The sequence below is a fragment of the Francisella opportunistica genome, from assembly GCF_003347135.1.
Taxonomy (GTDB): Bacteria; Pseudomonadota; Gammaproteobacteria; order Francisellales; family Francisellaceae; genus Francisella; species Francisella opportunistica.
Genome location: NZ_CP022377.1, coordinates 231817 through 246357, shown reverse-complemented (window position 1 = coordinate 246357; position 14541 = coordinate 231817). Strand labels below are relative to the sequence as shown.

Sequence of the window (14541 nt, the reverse complement as noted above, 5' to 3'; positions counted from 1 at the left end):
TTAAATTATTCTCCAATAGTTAATTAAGTCAAATTATAGCACTTTTATTCATGAAATATCAAAACTAGTGACTAATTATTAGAATTTTCGATGGCCGCTTGAATATAAGATTCAAACAATTTATGCCCGTATCTTGGTGTAGAAGTAAACTCTGGATGTGCTTGGCAAGCTATAAACCATTTATGTTGAGGAATTTCGATAAGCTCCATTAATTTATTATCTTCAGATCTTCCTGAAAAAATTAAACCTGCTTCTTCAAGGCACTCAACATATTTACTATTTACCTCATAGCGGTGACGATGTCTTTCAATCACTTCATCAGCTTGATATATTTCTCTAGCACGCGAGCCTTGCTTTAAAACACACTTATAGCCACCTAGACGCATTGTCCCACCTAGATCTGAATTATATGTTCTTTGATGGACTGTGCCATCTTCTGTTTGCCATTCTGTTATCAATCCAATTACCGGATTTGCTGTTGTTGGTTCTAGCTCACTAGAATGAGCATCTTTGATGCTTAAAATATTTCTAGCATATTCTATAACCGCTAACTGCATTCCTAGACATATTCCCAAGAAAGGAACTTGGTTTTCTCTAGCATATTTTATTGAGGTTATTTTACCTTCAACACCTCTACTACCAAAACCACCTGGCACTAAAATAGCATCAACATCTTTAAAGTATGATTCAACATTACTCTCAGTAACATCTTCAGAATCAACAAACTTTATTTTTACTTTAACACCTTTTTTATATCCAGCATTATACAGCGCTTCATTTAACGATTTATATGCCTCTGTTAAGGAGACATACTTACCAACCATTGCTATAGTGACTTCACCTTTGATATTTCTAATAGTATTTACAACATTTTGCCATTCAGATAGATCAGCCTCTTTTGTATTTAAGTTCAAAAGCTCAACCAACTTAGCATCAAAACCTTGCTGATTATACTTAAGTGGGACTTCATAAATAGTATCAACATCTTCTGCGGTAAATATACAATCTTGATCAACATTGGTAAAAAGTGCAATTTTACGCTTTTCACTATCATCAAACTTCTTCTCACATCGACAAACTAACACATCAGCCTGAATACCAATACCTCTTAACTCTTTAACAGAATGCTGCGTTGGTTTTGTCTTTAGCTCACCAGCAACTTTTATATAAGGTAAAAGAGTCAAATGCACAAATAGCGTTCTATTTCTGCCTAACTCTATTCTTAGTTGTCTAATCGCCTCTAAAAATGGTTGTGACTCGATATCGCCAACAGTACCACCAATCTCAACAATCGCGACATCAACATCATCCGCAATACCATTACAAATACGCCTTTTGATTTCGTCAGTGATATGTGGAATTACTTGAATAGTAGCACCAAGATAATCACCCTTACGCTCTCTTCTTAAAACACTTTGGTAAACCTTCCCTGTTGTGAAGTTATTTGCTTGAGTCATCTTATTGCGGATAAAACGCTCATAATGACCTAAATCAAGATCAGTCTCTGCACCATCTTCAGTTACAAAAACTTCACCATGTTGCAATGGACTCATAGTGCCTGGATCAACATTAATATATGGATCAAGCTTCATCATTGTTACATTAAGGCCACGACTTTCTAAGAGAGTAGCCAAAGATGCCGCGGTTACACCCTTACCAAGTGAAGATACCACTCCACCTGTGACAAAAATAATTTTAGTGTTTGGATTCATTTAGACACATGAAAATATAAAAAATCATGGAACATAATGATAACATTTTTTAAAAATAGTTACTATTTGAATATGCTAAATTTTAATATTAACTTAGAGTATATATATTTTAGAAAGGAATTAAAAAAAAACGTTTATTACTTAATATACTTATTCACAAGCTGTACAAAAGCCATTGGATCTTCTATCTTAGCACCTTCAACAAACATTGCCTGAAGAAGTAATAAGTTAGAAATATCTGCAAAGATCTCAGTATCAGCTTCATCTTTTAGCTTCTGCACTAAATTATGTTCAGCATTAAGCTCTAATATAGGCTTCATACCCATACCAGGCATAAATGCCTGTCCAGCTTCTTCCATCATCTTCTGCATGTGTAGACTCATGCCATAGTCATTAACAACCACGCAGCTTGGAGAATCTGTTAGGCGCTTAGATAGGCGAACATCCTCGACCTTGTCTTTAAGAACCTCTTTTACTTCTTTTAGCACCTTCTCAAAGTCTTTTGACTCTTTCTCAAATTTCTCTTTATTCTCTGGTGTTTCAAATTTATCAAGGTCAATATCACCCTTGATAATTGACTTCATATGCTTACCATCAAACTCAGTTAGAGTAGACATCATCCACTCATCGATTCTATCTGACATTAGGATTACTTCGATGCCCTTCTTCTTAAATGCTTCAAGTTGAGGGTTATTCGCAGCAGCCTTATAGCTATCTGAAGTGATATAGTAAATAGTATCTTGCCCTTCTTTCATGCGTGAAATATAGTCAGCTAAAGACACTGTTTGCTTAGAGTCACCACTTTCTGTAGTAGCAAATCTTAATAACCCAGCAATCTTCTCTTTATTTGAGTAGTCATCTGAAACACCTTCTTTAAGAACCTGACCAAAGTTATCCCAGAATTTTTGGTATTTTTCTTTATCTTTACTAGCTAGCTTCTTAAGTTCGCTTAGTATTTTAGTAGTTATCGCTTTTTTAATCTTATCGATAACTTTATTATGCTGTAGTATCTCGCGTGATACATTTAGTGGTAAGTCAGCAGAATCAATAACACCTTTGACAAATCTTAGGTATGGAGGTAATAGTTCCTTATTCTCCATAATAAATACTCTGCGTACATATAACGATAAACCATAATCCTTATCTCTATTCCAGAAATCAAAAGGTTTATTTTGTGGAATATATAGTAAGCTATTATACTCAAGGTTACCTTCAACTTTGTTATGTATCCACATTAAAGCGTCAGCAAAATCATGAGAAATATACTTATAAAACTCCTGATATTCTTCATCAGTTACTTCATCTTTTGATCTTAGCCAAATAGCTTTAGTATTGTTTACTGTTTCATACTCATCTTTGATAGTTTGTTTACCATCCTTATCATACTCAACCTTCTTCATTTGAATCGGTGTATTGAGACAATCTGAATATTTATTAACTAAGCCTTTAAGCACATGATATTCTAATAAATCTAAATGCTCTTTTTTAATATGAAGAATTATCTCTGTACCACGTTTTTCTTTAGTTATTGTCTCTACTGTAAAGCCATTTTGTGCATCAGAAACCCACTTCGTAGCTTGAGTTTTATCTTGGCCAGCTTTTCTAGTTCTTACAGTAACCTTGTCAGCAACTATAAATGATGAATAAAAACCTACACCAAACTGACCGATAAGCTCATTATCTTTGCTCTTATCACCAGTTAGACTTTCTAAGAATTTCTTAGTTCCTGATTTTGCAATTGTACCCAGGTTTTCGATAACCTCTTCTTCTGTCATACCAATACCATTATCACTAACAGTAATAGTTTTAGCAGATTTATCAAAATCTATTCTTATTGCATAATCAGTATCACCTTCGCTTAACTCAGCATTAGAAATACTCTCATATCTAAGTTTCTCAATAGCATCTGAGCTATTAGATACTAACTCTCTTAGAAAGATCTCACGATTTGAATATAGCGAATGAATTACAAGATGAAGTAATTTATCTACTTCAGTTTCAAAAGTATATTTTTTTTCTGACATTTATATAGCCCTCACTTATTATTAGAATTCTAAACAAATAACTATATGAGAGTGGTAATTACTTTTTTCAAGAGATTTTTACATTTATATTTACATAAAAATATATAAGCTCTAGAAAAATTTATTAGAACAAAAAGAATTAATTTTAAGGAATAGAGATTTAGATAAAAAAGAAAAGATTTATTCTTCGTCAGCAGCTTCTTCAACTTGCGGTCTGTCTACTAATTCGATGTAAGCCATAGGCGCTTTATCACCGAATCTATAGCCACACTTAAGAATTCTAGTATAACCACCTGCTCTTTCTGAGAAACGAGTACCAAACTCTTCAAAAAGCTTAGTCACAGCTGCTTTGTTTCTTAAGAAATCAAAAGCTTGTCTTCTTAAAGCAACTGATTGGGCTTTAAACTCGTTAGAGTTAGTATCTAATTCGCTTCTTAACTTATGCTCTCTCTTAGCTAAAGTTACTAAAGGTTCAACGATTGTTCTTAATTCTTTAGCTTTTGGTAAAGTAGTTTTGATAATCTCATGATTAATTAAAGAAGCTGACATGTTTTTAAACATAGCTTTCCTATGACTACTAGTTCTACCAAACTTTCTACCTTGCTTACGATGTCTCATAGTAATTACTCCCTTATAGTTAATATTATATGATTACTATATTATTTATTATTTTCCTTCAACTAGTTCCCTAAAATTGTCAATTTGGACGCCTAGAGATAAGTTATTATCTATTAAAATTTGTTTGATCTCATGGAGAGACTTCTTACCTAAGTTAGGTATCTTCATAAGCTGTGTTTCTGTATACTGTACTAAATCACCAAGATACTTGATATTCTCTGCACGTAGGCAGTTAGATGATCTCACAGTCAACTCTAAATCATCAATTGGCTTAAGAAGAATAGGACCAATATTAGAATTGGTTAATACATCCCCTATTTTACCATTACTAGGTACTCTAAGAGATACAAATACTGATATTTGCTCACAGAAATACTCTAAAGCTTTTGTAACAGCCGCTAGTGGTTCTATAGTACCATTTGTCTTTACAAATACTGCTAGAGTTTCACTATCACCATTATCAAAAACCTCAAAAGCAACTCTCTTAATAGGATTAAAATCAGCATCTACAGCTATGTCACCAACTCTCTCAAGCTCTGTTGGCATTGCAGATAATATTCCTACATTTCTACCTAAGCTTACAGTAGCAGTTAAGCTAAATGCTCTTGTGCTTGTCAAAGTAGCTATTGGCTGATCTTTATTTATTATTTCTACACCCTGAGTTGTCTTAAAGTCTCCAGCGGTAACAATACCTGACTTATTTACAGATAGTTCTAGATCAAGTCTATCTATACCTTTGTCAAGCTTTATCGCAACCTTTTTCAAATTAGAAACAATTTCAACAACGTCTTCTTTGACATCTTCTAAAGTAGAGTACTCATGTAATACATTAGCGATGTTTACTTTAATTATAGATGCACCTGATAGCGAAGATAATAAAACCCTTCTAATAGAGTTACCAAGGATATGAGCCATACCTTTTTCTACAGGAGAGAGTTGAACTTTATAGCTAAAAGCTTCTAACTCTTCTTTAAGTTGTATATTAGGTACAAATTCCTGCTTTGAATTATTATTACTCACTAAAAAATCTCCTTGAAATAAGGCTATAAACGAGTCACTAAAAAATAATAATTAAATTATTACTTAGAGTAAAGCTCGATGATTAATTGTTCATTTATGTCTGCTGATAACTCAGATCTATCTGGTGAAGATTTCATAGTACCTTCTAATGAATCAGTATTAACATCAATCCAAGAAAGTTCTTTCCTATGTTTAGCAAGCTCTACAGCATTTTGGATTCTTAGTTGTTTTTTAGCTTTTTCTCTAACTGCAACTACATCACCAGTTTTTACTTGAGCAGATGGAACATTACAAGTATGCCCATTCACCATGATACCTTTGTGAACTACTAGCTGTCTAGCTTCTGCACGTGTAGCAGCAAAGCCCATTCTGTAAACAACATTGTCTAGTCTTGACTCTAACAACTCTAACAATGTAGCACCAGTGTTACCTTTTCTTCTACTAGCTTCGATATAGTATTTTTTGAATTGCCCTTCTAAAACACCATACATACGACGTACTTTCTGCTTTTCTCTTAATTGTAAACCATAATCAGATAGACGTGCTCTTCTTGCTCCATGCTGACCAGGTGCAGTATTCATTCTGCATTTCTCGTCATTAGCTTTTACACCACTTTTTAAAAATAAGTCAGTACCTTCTCTTCTAGAAAGCTTACATTTTGGTCCTAGATATCTAGCCATTATTAATTTCCCTTTAAAATATTAAACACGACGTTTCTTAGGAGGACGACAACCATTATGAGGTAATGGAGTCACATCTGTTATGCTTGTTACTTTTAAGTTTTTAGCATTTAAAGCTCTAACAGCAGAATCTCTACCTGAACCTGGCCCTTTTACTAAAACATCTACGTTTTTTACACCGTATTCGAGAGCCATATCAGCAGCTCTCTCAGCAGCTACCTGAGCAGCGAAAGGTGTACTTTTTCTCGAACCTCTAAAGCCACTACCACCAGAAGTTGCCCAAGATAAAGCATTACCTTGTCTATCTGTAATAGTTACTATAGTGTTATTAAAAGATGAGTAAATATGAGCAACCGCATCAGTCACTACTCTTTTTACTTTTTTCTTTGATGATCTAACAGACTTAGCCATATAATCTACCCTTTAATCTTATAGTTATAATTGTATTATTATGCCTTAATTGGCTTTCTTGGACCCTTACGAGTACGTGCATTAGTCTTCGTTCTTTGTCCTCTTACAGGAAGGCTACGACGGTGTCTTCTACCTCTGAAGCATCCCAAGTCCATAAGTCTTTTTATGTCCATAGAGACTTCACGGCGTAAATCACCTTCTACCGTAAATTTAGCAACCTCTGTTCTTAAAGATTCAACTTGCTCTTCAGTCAAGTCTTTGATCTTAACAGTTGGTTCTACATTGCAAGATTGGCAAATTTGTTGCGCTCTTGTTTTACCTATTCCATAAATTGAAGTTAATCCTATTACTGTATGCTTATGAACAGGAATATTAACACCAGCTATACGAGCCATCTACTTCACTCCTAATAATTATTCTTAATTTAGTTGCTATCTCATGCAATTTGTAACTTGCTAGGATAACTTTTTAAAAACAAATAATCAAGCTTTATTTAACTATGCTTGACTGACTAACCTTGTCTTTGCTTATGTCTAGGATCTGTACATATCACACGAATCACTCTGTTACGCTTAATAACTTTACAGTTTCTACACATTTTTTTAACCGAAGCTCTAACTTTCATTATAATTTCTCCAAAAATATTTCTCTATTTTCTCTTACCACTAAGATTTGCTTTTTTTAGTAAAGAATCATATTGTGTTGACATCATATGTGATCTAACTTGAGCCATAAAGTCCATCATCACAACTACCACAATCAACAAAGACGTACCACCAAATGTGAATGATAATCCTTGGGCAAAGAATTTCACTACAAAAATTGGCAATAAACATATAGCTGTGATATAAAGTGAACCAACCAAAGTTAATCTAGTCATAACTGCATCTATATACTTAGCTGTTTGCTCACCAGGTCTCACACCAGATATGTAAGCACCTGATTTCTTTAAATTATCTGCTGTTTCTTTTGGATTAAATACTAATGAAGTATAAAAGAAACAGAAAAAGATAATTGTCGCAGCAAAAACCACTGTATAAACTATACTACCTGGCTGCAACATTTCCGCAACATTTGCTAACCAGCTTAGTGAGTTATAGTTAGATAACCAACCAAACAACACGCCAGGAACCATCAATATTGATGAAGCAAAAATCGCTGGAATTACACCTGCCATATTTAGTTTTAGAGGTAAATGACTAGTCTGAGCAGCAAACATTTTTCTACCTTGCTGTCTCTTAGCATAGTTTACTGTAATTTTTCTTTGAGCACTTTCCATAAATACTACAAATGCAATAACTAATAGTAGCAAAATTAAAAGCACCCATACAGACAAGTAAGATATTACATGCTGATTTGCTTGAGATAATGTGTTTGAAATTTCAAACGGCAGATTAGCAACGATACCTGAAAAGATTAGTAGTGAAATACCATTTCCCACACCTCTTTCAGTAATTTGCTCACCTAACCACATCAAAAACATACTACCTGTTGTAACAGAAACAATAGTCGTCAAATAAAATAACGTCATATTATTTGTAGTTACTAAACCATCTTGATGTAATACAAATGCAACAATACCAAATGATTGTACTATAGCCAAAGCAAGAGTTAAATATCTTGTATATTGAGTGATTTTCTTTTGACCAGATTCACCTTCTTTTTTTAGCTCTATAAATTTAGGATATACAGCCGAAAGCATCTGAAAAATGATAGATGCCGAAATATAAGGCATCACACCCAATGCAAAGATACTCATTTGAGTAAGAGCGCCACCAGAGAACATATTAAACATACTCATCAAACCTCCAGTCGATGAGTGCTGATTTGAGATAATCTCTACCAACTTAGTAGGATCAATATTTGGTATAGGGATATACACACCTAGTCTAAATACCAAGATAGCAACAACTACAAAAATCAGTCTAGATTTTAATTCACCTGTTGTACCAGAAGCACTATTATACTTTGACATATCTTTAATCTTACTCTACTTTACCACCAGCTTTTTCGATAGCTTCTTTAGCACCTTTTGTACAAGCTATACCTTTTAGGCTAATAGCTTTTTGGATCTCTCCACTAGCTATTACTTTTACTGTCTTGATATCTTTTCTAATAAGACCAAAATCTTTTAGAGTATCTAATGTAACTTCATCGGCAACAACATTATTTAATTCATGAAGTCTGATCTCAGCAACATATCTTTTAGATGCAGAAGTAAAACCAAATTTTGGCAGTCTTCTTTGTAAAGGCATTTGTCCGCCCTCAAAACCTACTTTATGATAGCCACCTGAGCGCGCTTTTTGACCTTTGTGACCTTTACCAGAAGTTTTACCTAAACCACTTCCGATTCCACGACCTAGTCTTTTTGGAGCGCTTTTTGAGCCAGCAGCAGGAGCAAGTGTATTTAATTTCATTTTATACTACCCCTCTATCTTAACCATATAATATATTTTGTTAGCCATACCACGATTCTCAGGAGTATCTAGCACTTCTACAGTGTGGTTGATTTTTCTTAGGCCCAAACCTCTAGCTGAAGCTATGTGGTTTTCTTTACGACCAATTAGGCTTTTTACTAAAGTAACTTTAAATGTTTTAGCTTGAGTCATTTCTAATTACCCCTGAATTTCTTCAACAGAAAGACCTCTTTTCTCAGCGATCTCTTCTGGTGATTTAATTTTTGTCAAACCTGCAATAGTTGCTCTGACAACATTAGCTGGATTAGTTGAGCCATATGTTTTTGCTAAAACGTTGTGTACACCAACTGCTTCAAAAACAGAACGCATAGCACCACCAGCAATAATACCAGTACCTGCAGAAGCTGGTTGCATGAATACTTTAGAAGCACCATGGTTAGACATCACAGGATACCACAATGTATCATTGTTTAAGTTTACTGATACCATGTTCTTTTTAGCGTTTTCCATAGCTTTTTGGATAGCAGCAGGCACTTCTCTTGACTTACCTCTACCTACACCAATCCTACCTTTACCATCACCTACAACAGTTAAAGCAGCAAAGCTCATAATTCTACCACCTTTTACTGTTTTTGAGTGTCTTTTAACACTAACTAACTTTTCAATCAGCTCTTCGTTTTTTTTCACTTCATTAGACATAATGAATAATCATCCATATTTTATTTATTAAAACTGAAGACCATGCTCTCTAGCAGCTTCTGCTAAAGCTTTAACACGTCCATGATACTTATATCCAGATCTATCAAAAGCAACCTGTGAAATACCTTTTTCTTTACATCTGTTAGCAATGATCTCACCCACAATTGCAGCAGACTCTACATTACCAGTATATTTACATTTTGCTTTAACATCTTTCTCTACAGTAGATGCAGCAGCTAATACAGTAGAACCATCACCAGAAATCACTTGCGCATAAACGTGTCTTGGTGTCCTATAAACACAAAGTCTAGTATGACCAAGCTCTTTTAGTTTAATTCTAGTACGCTTACTACGGTTTAAACGAGCAGTTTTTTTATCCATAATTATACTATCCCTTACCTAACTACTTCTTCTTAGCTTCTTTCTTCGCTACAGATTCATCTTCGTAACGAACACCTTTACCTTTGTAAGGCTCTGGCTTTCTATATTCTCTTATCTCTGAAGCTACCTTACCTAAAAGCTCTTTATCAGCACCTTTTAGAACGATTTCTGTAGGAGCTGGGGTTTCAGCTGTTATTCCTTGTGGTAGCTTGTATACTATAGGATGCGAGAAGCCTAAAGTAAGATTAAGTTCATTACCTTGTGCTTTAGCACGATAACCAACACCAATAATTTTAAGCTTTCTTTCAAACCCTTTGCTAACACCTTCAACCATGTTACTAAGTATTGCCCTTGCAGTACCAGACTGTGCAATTGCATTCTTAGTATTATTATTTGGTGTTATAGTTGCAATATTATCAGCAACATTAAAAGTCACATCAGTAGAAAAAGTTTTGTTTAAAGTTGCTTTAACACCTTTAACTTCAACCTTGTTACCAGCAGCAATATTGATCGTAACACCGCTTGGGATAGCAACAGGTTTTTTACCTATTCTTGACATATCAAATCTCCTTCCAAACTTAAGCTACGTAGCCAATTATTTCGCCACCAACACCAAGATCTCTAGCCTTTCTATCGCTTACTAAACCTTTAGATGTAGAAACGATAGCAACACCATAACCACCATACACTTTAGGTAACTCTGCGTGCGACTTATAAATTCTCAAACTTGGTCTAGAAACTCTTTTGATCATTTCAATAACAGGAACACCTGCATGATACTTAAGCTCTATTTCAATAGAAGGATGACCCACTGAAGTTGTACCTTTTGAACAACTTTTAATATAACCTTCGTTAACTAAAAAGTTCGCGATTTCCATTTTCATCTTTGAGAATGGTACAGAAACAAATTCTTTTTCAGCAGAAAGTCCGTTTCTGATTCTTGTAAACATATCCGCGATAGGATCTTGCATACTCATAACTTTAAATTCCTTATTACCAACTAGCTTTTTTCAAACCAGGAACATCACCTGCCATTGCATATTCTCTAAGCTTATTACGACATAAGCCGAATTTTCTGTATACAGCATGTGGTCTACCTGTAACCTTACATCTTCTTTGAACCCTAGAAGCTGATGAGTTTACCGGTAACTTTTGCAGTTTAATTTGAGCTTCCCATTTTTGTTCTTCAGTAGAATTTATATCAAGAATAATAGCCTTAAGCTCAGCTCTTTTTTGAGCATATTTAGCTACTAATTTTTCTCTCTTTAATTCTCTCTGAATCATTGATTTTTTTGCCATTTAAAACCCCAATTTAGATTAAGACTTAAAAGGAAAACCAAATGCTTTTAGCAAAGCTCTTCCTTGGTCATCATTTTTAGCTGTAGTAGTTATCGAAATATCTAAACCTCTGATAGAGTCAACTTTATCATAATCAATTTCAGGGAAAGAAATTTGCTCTCTCATACCTAAGCTATAATTACCTCTTCCATCAAAAGATTTAGCACTTAACCCCCTAAAATCTCTAATTCTAGGAATAGCAATTGTTATAAGTCTATCTAAAAATTCATACATGCGATCACCACGTAGTGTAACCTTAGCACCAATAGGCCATCCATCACGAATTTTAAAACCAGCAATTGATTTTTTAGACTTAGTAACAACTGGTTTTTGACCAGCAATAGCTGTCAAATCATTTAATGCAAAAGTCATAATTTTCTTATCTTTTGCAGCATCACCCACACCCATATTAAGAGTAATTTTCTTAATAGCGGGTACTTCCATTATATTATCTAGCTTAAGCTCAGTTTTTAACTTAGCAACAAGCTCTTTTTGATAATAATCTTTTAATCTTGCCATAAAACCTAGTCCTATAAGTCTACAAGCTCGCCATTAGACTTGAAGTAGCGAACCTTTTTCTCATCAACAAACTTATAACCCACTCTATCCGCTTTCTCAGTAGCTGGGTTAAAGATAGCAACGTTAGATGCATTGACTGGAAGTTCTTTTTCAACAACCCCACCTTCAACACCTCTATTTGGGTTAGGCTTAATATGTTTTTTTACAATATTTATGCCTTCAACCAAAACTAAAGAACCGCCTTTAGCGAATGACTTAACAACGCCTCTGCGTCCTTTATCTTTACCAGCGATAACTATTACATCATCACCTTTTTTTAATCTATTCATTATCTACACCTCAATAAATAACTATAATACTTCTGGTGCTAAAGATACGATCTTCATAAACTTCTCTGTACGAAGCTCCCTAGTAACAGGGCCAAAGATACGAGTCCCGATTGGTTGTCCGTTAGCATTTAGAAGCACGGCAGCATTGCCATCAAAACGAACTTTAGAACCATCTTTTCTACGTACACCTTTTGCTGTTCTCACAACGACAGCATTATATACAGATCCTTTTTTAGCCTTACCTCTTGGAGAAGCCTCTTTCACAGTTACTTTAATAACATCTCCTATAGATGCATATCTGCGATGAGAGCCACCCAAAACTTTTATACACTCTACTCTCTTAGCGCCACTATTATCAGCAACTTGGAGTTCTGTTTGCATTTGAATCATACAAATAACCCTTATTTATTATTATATAAGACTGCAGAGTAATTTCGCAGTCCGATAAATATACCAATAAACAAAAATAAAATCAAATTTATTATTTTTCTCTATGGATAATATCGACTAAACACCATTTTTTAGTTTTTGAATATGGTCTAGTTTCTTTGAACTTGATAACATCACCTTCTTTACATTCATTGTTCTCATCATGAACATAATACTTTGTAGTTTTCTTAACGAATTTGCCGTACAAAGGGTGCTTAACATATCTTTCAGCTCTGACAACTACAGTTTTATCCATAGCTACGCTAGAAACTTTACCCTCTAACAATCTAATTTTATCGCTCATCTTTCAAGGCACCTATTTATTCTTTTCTGATATTATTGTATTTATACGAGCAATATCTCTTTTCGCACTTTTAAATAAGTGATTCTTCTTTAATTGCCCTGAACCCTTCTGCATACGAAGAGAAAATAATTGTTGCAATAACTCAATTTTCGCTTCTTGCAGTTGGTCAATACTTTTACCTCTATAATCTTTTAAAGTATCTTTTCTTTTCATTACATCACCTGCTTTTCAACAAAAGTTGTTGATACTGGCATCTTCGCTGCTGCTCTTGCAAAAGCCTCACGAGCCAACTCTTCTTTAACACCAGTAATCTCATATAGTACACGACCCGGTTGAATTTGAGCTACCCAATATTCAACTGAGCCTTTACCTTTACCCATACGAACTTCAAGAGGCTTTTGTGTTATAGGTTTATCTGGGAAGATTCTAATCCAAACTTTACCACCACGCTTGATGTGGCGGTTAATAGCTCTTCTTCCTGCCTCGATTTGTCTAGCAGTGATTCTACCTCTAGATGTCGCTTGAAGACCAAACTCACCAAAGCTTACTTTATTACCTCTGTGAGCTAAGCCCCTATTACGCAACTTCTGCTGTTTACGAAACTTTGTACGCTTAGGCTGTAGCATTATCTAGCTCCTTTTTTATTATTTTTCTTCTCAGCGATTTGACCTGGAAGGATTTCGCCCTTGTAGATCCAGACTTTAACACCAATAACACCATAAGTTGTTAAAGCTTCCGCTGTAGCGTAATCCACATCTGCTCTAAATGTTTGTAGAGGAACTCTACCATCTCTAGCCCATTCAGAACGAGCAATTTCAGCACCACCTAAACGACCACTAACCATGATTTTGATACCTTTAGCACCTGATTTCATAGCAGCCTGCATTGCTTTTTTCATTGCTCTTCTAAACATCACTCTTTTCTCTAACTGTTGAGCGACGCTATCAGCAACCAATTTAGCATCGATTTCAGGCTTACGCACTTCTTCAATATTTATCTGAACCGGAATACCCATTAGCTTGTGAACTTCAGCACGTAACTTCTCGACATCCTCACCCTTCTTACCAATTACAATACCAGGTCTAGCTGTATAAATTGTAATCTTAGCATTTTGAGCAGGTCTCTCAATCTGAATCTTACTAACTGCTGCTGCTGCAAGTTTTTTATGTAAAAACTCTCTAACCTTAATATCTTCATTAAGCTTAGTAGCGTAGCTAGAAGAGTCAGCATACCACGTTGAACGCCAGTCTCTTATATAACCTAAGCGGATACCATTAGGATTTACTTTTTGACCCATTTTTACTACACCTCTTATTTTTTCTCAGCAACTTTCACAGTTATATGTGAAGTTCTTTTTAGAATACGATTACCACGACCCTTTGCTCTAGCTTCAAAACGCTTCATTGTAGGACCCTCATCAACGAAGATAGTTGACACAACTAAAGAGTCAACATCCATACCATCATTATGCTCGGCGTTAGCAACTGCAGAGTTCAAAACACCCTTGATTAAAACAGCAGCTTTTTTATTACTAAAAGTCAAAAGATTAATAGCTTGCTCTACTGGCAGACCTCTGATCTGATCAGCAACTAATCTACATTTCTGAGCTGAGATTCTTACAAATTTTAATTTAGCTTGTACTTCCATGTATCTAACCCCA

At 34.8% G+C, this 14541-nt stretch carries 24 protein-coding genes; all 24 read right to left on the bottom strand.

Annotation, left to right across the window (positions count from 1 at the left end; translation table 11 throughout):
• Positions 1-71: 71 nt before the first annotated feature.
• The 24 genes from pyrG to rplV all read right to left on the bottom strand — a co-directional run bounded on the left by pyrG (position 72) and on the right by rplV (position 14528).
• A complete protein-coding gene (pyrG, locus tag CGC45_RS01240) occupies positions 72-1712 on the bottom strand; it encodes a CTP synthase (RefSeq protein WP_071628597.1) in 1641 nt (546 codons plus the stop codon).
• A 137-nt stretch (positions 1713-1849) separates the two neighbouring features.
• Positions 1850-3736: a molecular chaperone HtpG gene (gene htpG / locus CGC45_RS01235; RefSeq protein ID WP_071628596.1), complete on the bottom strand. Its 1887-nt coding sequence runs from the start codon at positions 3734-3736 to the stop codon at positions 1850-1852.
• A 180-nt stretch (positions 3737-3916) separates the two neighbouring features.
• Positions 3917-4354 carry a 50S ribosomal protein L17 gene (gene rplQ, locus CGC45_RS01230; RefSeq protein WP_071628595.1) on the bottom strand — a complete coding sequence of 146 codons (438 nt, stop codon included), beginning with the start codon at positions 4352-4354 and terminating at the stop codon, positions 3917-3919.
• Between the two features lie 48 nt (positions 4355-4402).
• Positions 4403-5374, bottom strand: a complete 972-nt coding sequence (locus tag CGC45_RS01225; RefSeq protein WP_114702009.1) for a DNA-directed RNA polymerase subunit alpha — start codon at positions 5372-5374, stop codon at positions 4403-4405.
• 59 nt (positions 5375-5433) lie between these two features.
• The gene (gene rpsD, locus CGC45_RS01220) at positions 5434-6054 is read right to left on the bottom strand and encodes a 30S ribosomal protein S4 (RefSeq protein ID WP_071628593.1); all 621 of its coding nucleotides are present in this window, start codon (positions 6052-6054) and stop codon (positions 5434-5436) included.
• Positions 6055-6075: 21 nt separating this feature from the next.
• Positions 6076-6465, bottom strand: coding sequence for a 30S ribosomal protein S11 (gene rpsK / locus CGC45_RS01215; protein ID WP_003021583.1), 390 nt, complete (start codon positions 6463-6465; stop codon positions 6076-6078).
• 38 nt (positions 6466-6503) lie between these two features.
• Positions 6504-6860, bottom strand: a complete 357-nt coding sequence (gene rpsM, locus CGC45_RS01210; protein WP_071628592.1) for a 30S ribosomal protein S13 — start codon at positions 6858-6860, stop codon at positions 6504-6506.
• 116 nt (positions 6861-6976) lie between these two features.
• Positions 6977-7090 (bottom strand): 50S ribosomal protein L36, encoded by a 114-nt coding sequence (gene rpmJ, locus CGC45_RS01205; RefSeq protein WP_071628591.1) that lies wholly within the window; start codon positions 7088-7090, stop codon positions 6977-6979.
• Positions 7091-7114: 24 nt separating this feature from the next.
• A complete protein-coding gene (secY, locus tag CGC45_RS01200; RefSeq protein WP_071628590.1) occupies positions 7115-8440 on the bottom strand; it encodes a preprotein translocase subunit SecY in 1326 nt (441 codons plus the stop codon).
• Between the two features lie 10 nt (positions 8441-8450).
• A complete protein-coding gene (gene rplO, locus CGC45_RS01195) occupies positions 8451-8882 on the bottom strand; it encodes a 50S ribosomal protein L15 (RefSeq protein ID WP_071628589.1) in 432 nt (143 codons plus the stop codon).
• 6 nt (positions 8883-8888) lie between these two features.
• Positions 8889-9074, bottom strand: coding sequence for a 50S ribosomal protein L30 (gene rpmD / locus CGC45_RS01190; protein WP_003014363.1), 186 nt, complete (start codon positions 9072-9074; stop codon positions 8889-8891).
• Between the two features lie 6 nt (positions 9075-9080).
• The gene (gene rpsE, locus CGC45_RS01185) at positions 9081-9581 is read right to left on the bottom strand and encodes a 30S ribosomal protein S5 (RefSeq protein WP_071628588.1); all 501 of its coding nucleotides are present in this window, start codon (positions 9579-9581) and stop codon (positions 9081-9083) included.
• Positions 9582-9608: 27 nt separating this feature from the next.
• Positions 9609-9962: a 50S ribosomal protein L18 gene (gene rplR / locus CGC45_RS01180; RefSeq protein WP_084387428.1), complete on the bottom strand. Its 354-nt coding sequence runs from the start codon at positions 9960-9962 to the stop codon at positions 9609-9611.
• A 22-nt stretch (positions 9963-9984) separates the two neighbouring features.
• Positions 9985-10521 carry a 50S ribosomal protein L6 gene (gene rplF, locus CGC45_RS01175; RefSeq protein WP_071628586.1) on the bottom strand — a complete coding sequence of 179 codons (537 nt, stop codon included), beginning with the start codon at positions 10519-10521 and terminating at the stop codon, positions 9985-9987.
• Positions 10522-10540: 19 nt separating this feature from the next.
• Entirely contained in the window at positions 10541-10939 is a 399-nt protein-coding gene (rpsH, locus tag CGC45_RS01170; RefSeq protein WP_071628585.1) for a 30S ribosomal protein S8, read from the bottom strand.
• Between the two features lie 16 nt (positions 10940-10955).
• Positions 10956-11261, bottom strand: a complete 306-nt coding sequence (rpsN, locus tag CGC45_RS01165) for a 30S ribosomal protein S14 (RefSeq protein WP_035720277.1) — start codon at positions 11259-11261, stop codon at positions 10956-10958.
• Positions 11262-11279: 18 nt separating this feature from the next.
• Complete coding sequence (gene rplE, locus CGC45_RS01160; RefSeq protein ID WP_071628584.1) at positions 11280-11819, bottom strand: 50S ribosomal protein L5; 540 nt, start codon at positions 11817-11819, stop codon at positions 11280-11282.
• Positions 11820-11830: 11 nt separating this feature from the next.
• Entirely contained in the window at positions 11831-12148 is a 318-nt protein-coding gene (rplX, locus tag CGC45_RS01155; RefSeq protein ID WP_071628583.1) for a 50S ribosomal protein L24, read from the bottom strand.
• A gap of 21 nt (positions 12149-12169) precedes the next feature.
• Entirely contained in the window at positions 12170-12538 is a 369-nt protein-coding gene (gene rplN / locus CGC45_RS01150; protein ID WP_003014346.1) for a 50S ribosomal protein L14, read from the bottom strand.
• 91 nt (positions 12539-12629) lie between these two features.
• The gene (gene rpsQ, locus CGC45_RS01145; protein WP_003017803.1) at positions 12630-12881 is read right to left on the bottom strand and encodes a 30S ribosomal protein S17; all 252 of its coding nucleotides are present in this window, start codon (positions 12879-12881) and stop codon (positions 12630-12632) included.
• A gap of 12 nt (positions 12882-12893) precedes the next feature.
• Positions 12894-13094, bottom strand: coding sequence for a 50S ribosomal protein L29 (gene rpmC, locus CGC45_RS01140; protein ID WP_071628582.1), 201 nt, complete (start codon positions 13092-13094; stop codon positions 12894-12896).
• Positions 13094-13507: a 50S ribosomal protein L16 gene (gene rplP / locus CGC45_RS01135; RefSeq protein WP_071628581.1), complete on the bottom strand. Its 414-nt coding sequence runs from the start codon at positions 13505-13507 to the stop codon at positions 13094-13096. Before rplP ends, rpmC begins: the two co-directional genes overlap by 1 nt.
• Positions 13507-14178, bottom strand: coding sequence for a 30S ribosomal protein S3 (rpsC, locus tag CGC45_RS01130; protein WP_071628580.1), 672 nt, complete (start codon positions 14176-14178; stop codon positions 13507-13509). Before rpsC ends, rplP begins: the two co-directional genes overlap by 1 nt.
• Before the next feature lie 14 nt (positions 14179-14192).
• Positions 14193-14528 carry a 50S ribosomal protein L22 gene (rplV, locus tag CGC45_RS01125; RefSeq protein WP_071628579.1) on the bottom strand — a complete coding sequence of 112 codons (336 nt, stop codon included), beginning with the start codon at positions 14526-14528 and terminating at the stop codon, positions 14193-14195.
• Positions 14529-14541 lie beyond the last annotated feature (13 nt).

Excerpts from the sequence above, each read along its gene's own strand:
- rpsH (WP_071628585.1), bottom strand. The coding sequence starts at position 10,939 with ATGAGTATGCAAGATCCTATCGCGGATATGTTTACAAGAATCAGAAAC.
- rplE (WP_071628584.1), bottom strand. The coding sequence starts at position 11,819 with ATGGCAAGATTAAAAGATTATTATCAAAAAGAGCTTGTTGCTAAGTTA.
- rplX (WP_071628583.1), bottom strand. The coding sequence starts at position 12,148 with ATGAATAGATTAAAAAAAGGTGATGATGTAATAGTTATCGCTGGTAAA.
- rplV (WP_071628579.1), bottom strand. The coding sequence starts at position 14,528 with ATGGAAGTACAAGCTAAATTAAAATTTGTAAGAATCTCAGCTCAGAAA.
- rpmC (WP_071628582.1), bottom strand. The coding sequence starts at position 13,094 with ATGAAAAGAAAAGATACTTTAAAAGATTATAGAGGTAAAAGTATTGAC.
- rplR (WP_084387428.1), bottom strand. The coding sequence starts at position 9,962 with ATGGATAAAAAAACTGCTCGTTTAAACCGTAGTAAGCGTACTAGAATT.
- rplO (WP_071628589.1), bottom strand. The coding sequence starts at position 8,882 with ATGAAATTAAATACACTTGCTCCTGCTGCTGGCTCAAAAAGCGCTCCA.
- htpG (WP_071628596.1), bottom strand. The coding sequence starts at position 3,736 with ATGTCAGAAAAAAAATATACTTTTGAAACTGAAGTAGATAAATTACTT.
- rplQ (WP_071628595.1), bottom strand. The coding sequence starts at position 4,354 with ATGAGACATCGTAAGCAAGGTAGAAAGTTTGGTAGAACTAGTAGTCAT.
- secY (WP_071628590.1), bottom strand. The coding sequence starts at position 8,440 with ATGTCAAAGTATAATAGTGCTTCTGGTACAACAGGTGAATTAAAATCT.
- rpsM (WP_071628592.1), bottom strand. The coding sequence starts at position 6,860 with ATGGCTCGTATAGCTGGTGTTAATATTCCTGTTCATAAGCATACAGTA.
- rpsK (WP_003021583.1), bottom strand. The coding sequence starts at position 6,465 with ATGGCTAAGTCTGTTAGATCATCAAAGAAAAAAGTAAAAAGAGTAGTG.
- rpsN (WP_035720277.1), bottom strand. The coding sequence starts at position 11,261 with ATGGCAAAAAAATCAATGATTCAGAGAGAATTAAAGAGAGAAAAATTA.
- rplP (WP_071628581.1), bottom strand. The coding sequence starts at position 13,507 with ATGCTACAGCCTAAGCGTACAAAGTTTCGTAAACAGCAGAAGTTGCGT.
- rplN (WP_003014346.1), bottom strand. The coding sequence starts at position 12,538 with ATGATTCAAATGCAAACAGAACTCCAAGTTGCTGATAATAGTGGCGCT.
- rpsE (WP_071628588.1), bottom strand. The coding sequence starts at position 9,581 with ATGTCTAATGAAGTGAAAAAAAACGAAGAGCTGATTGAAAAGTTAGTT.
- rplF (WP_071628586.1), bottom strand. The coding sequence starts at position 10,521 with ATGTCAAGAATAGGTAAAAAACCTGTTGCTATCCCAAGCGGTGTTACG.
- rpmJ (WP_071628591.1), bottom strand. The coding sequence starts at position 7,090 with ATGAAAGTTAGAGCTTCGGTTAAAAAAATGTGTAGAAACTGTAAAGTT.
- rpsD (WP_071628593.1), bottom strand. The coding sequence starts at position 6,054 with ATGGCTAGATATCTAGGACCAAAATGTAAGCTTTCTAGAAGAGAAGGT.
- rpmD (WP_003014363.1), bottom strand. The coding sequence starts at position 9,074 with ATGACTCAAGCTAAAACATTTAAAGTTACTTTAGTAAAAAGCCTAATT.
- rpsQ (WP_003017803.1), bottom strand. The coding sequence starts at position 12,881 with ATGAGCGATAAAATTAGATTGTTAGAGGGTAAAGTTTCTAGCGTAGCT.
- rpsC (WP_071628580.1), bottom strand. The coding sequence starts at position 14,178 with ATGGGTCAAAAAGTAAATCCTAATGGTATCCGCTTAGGTTATATAAGA.
- pyrG (WP_071628597.1), bottom strand. The coding sequence starts at position 1,712 with ATGAATCCAAACACTAAAATTATTTTTGTCACAGGTGGAGTGGTATCT.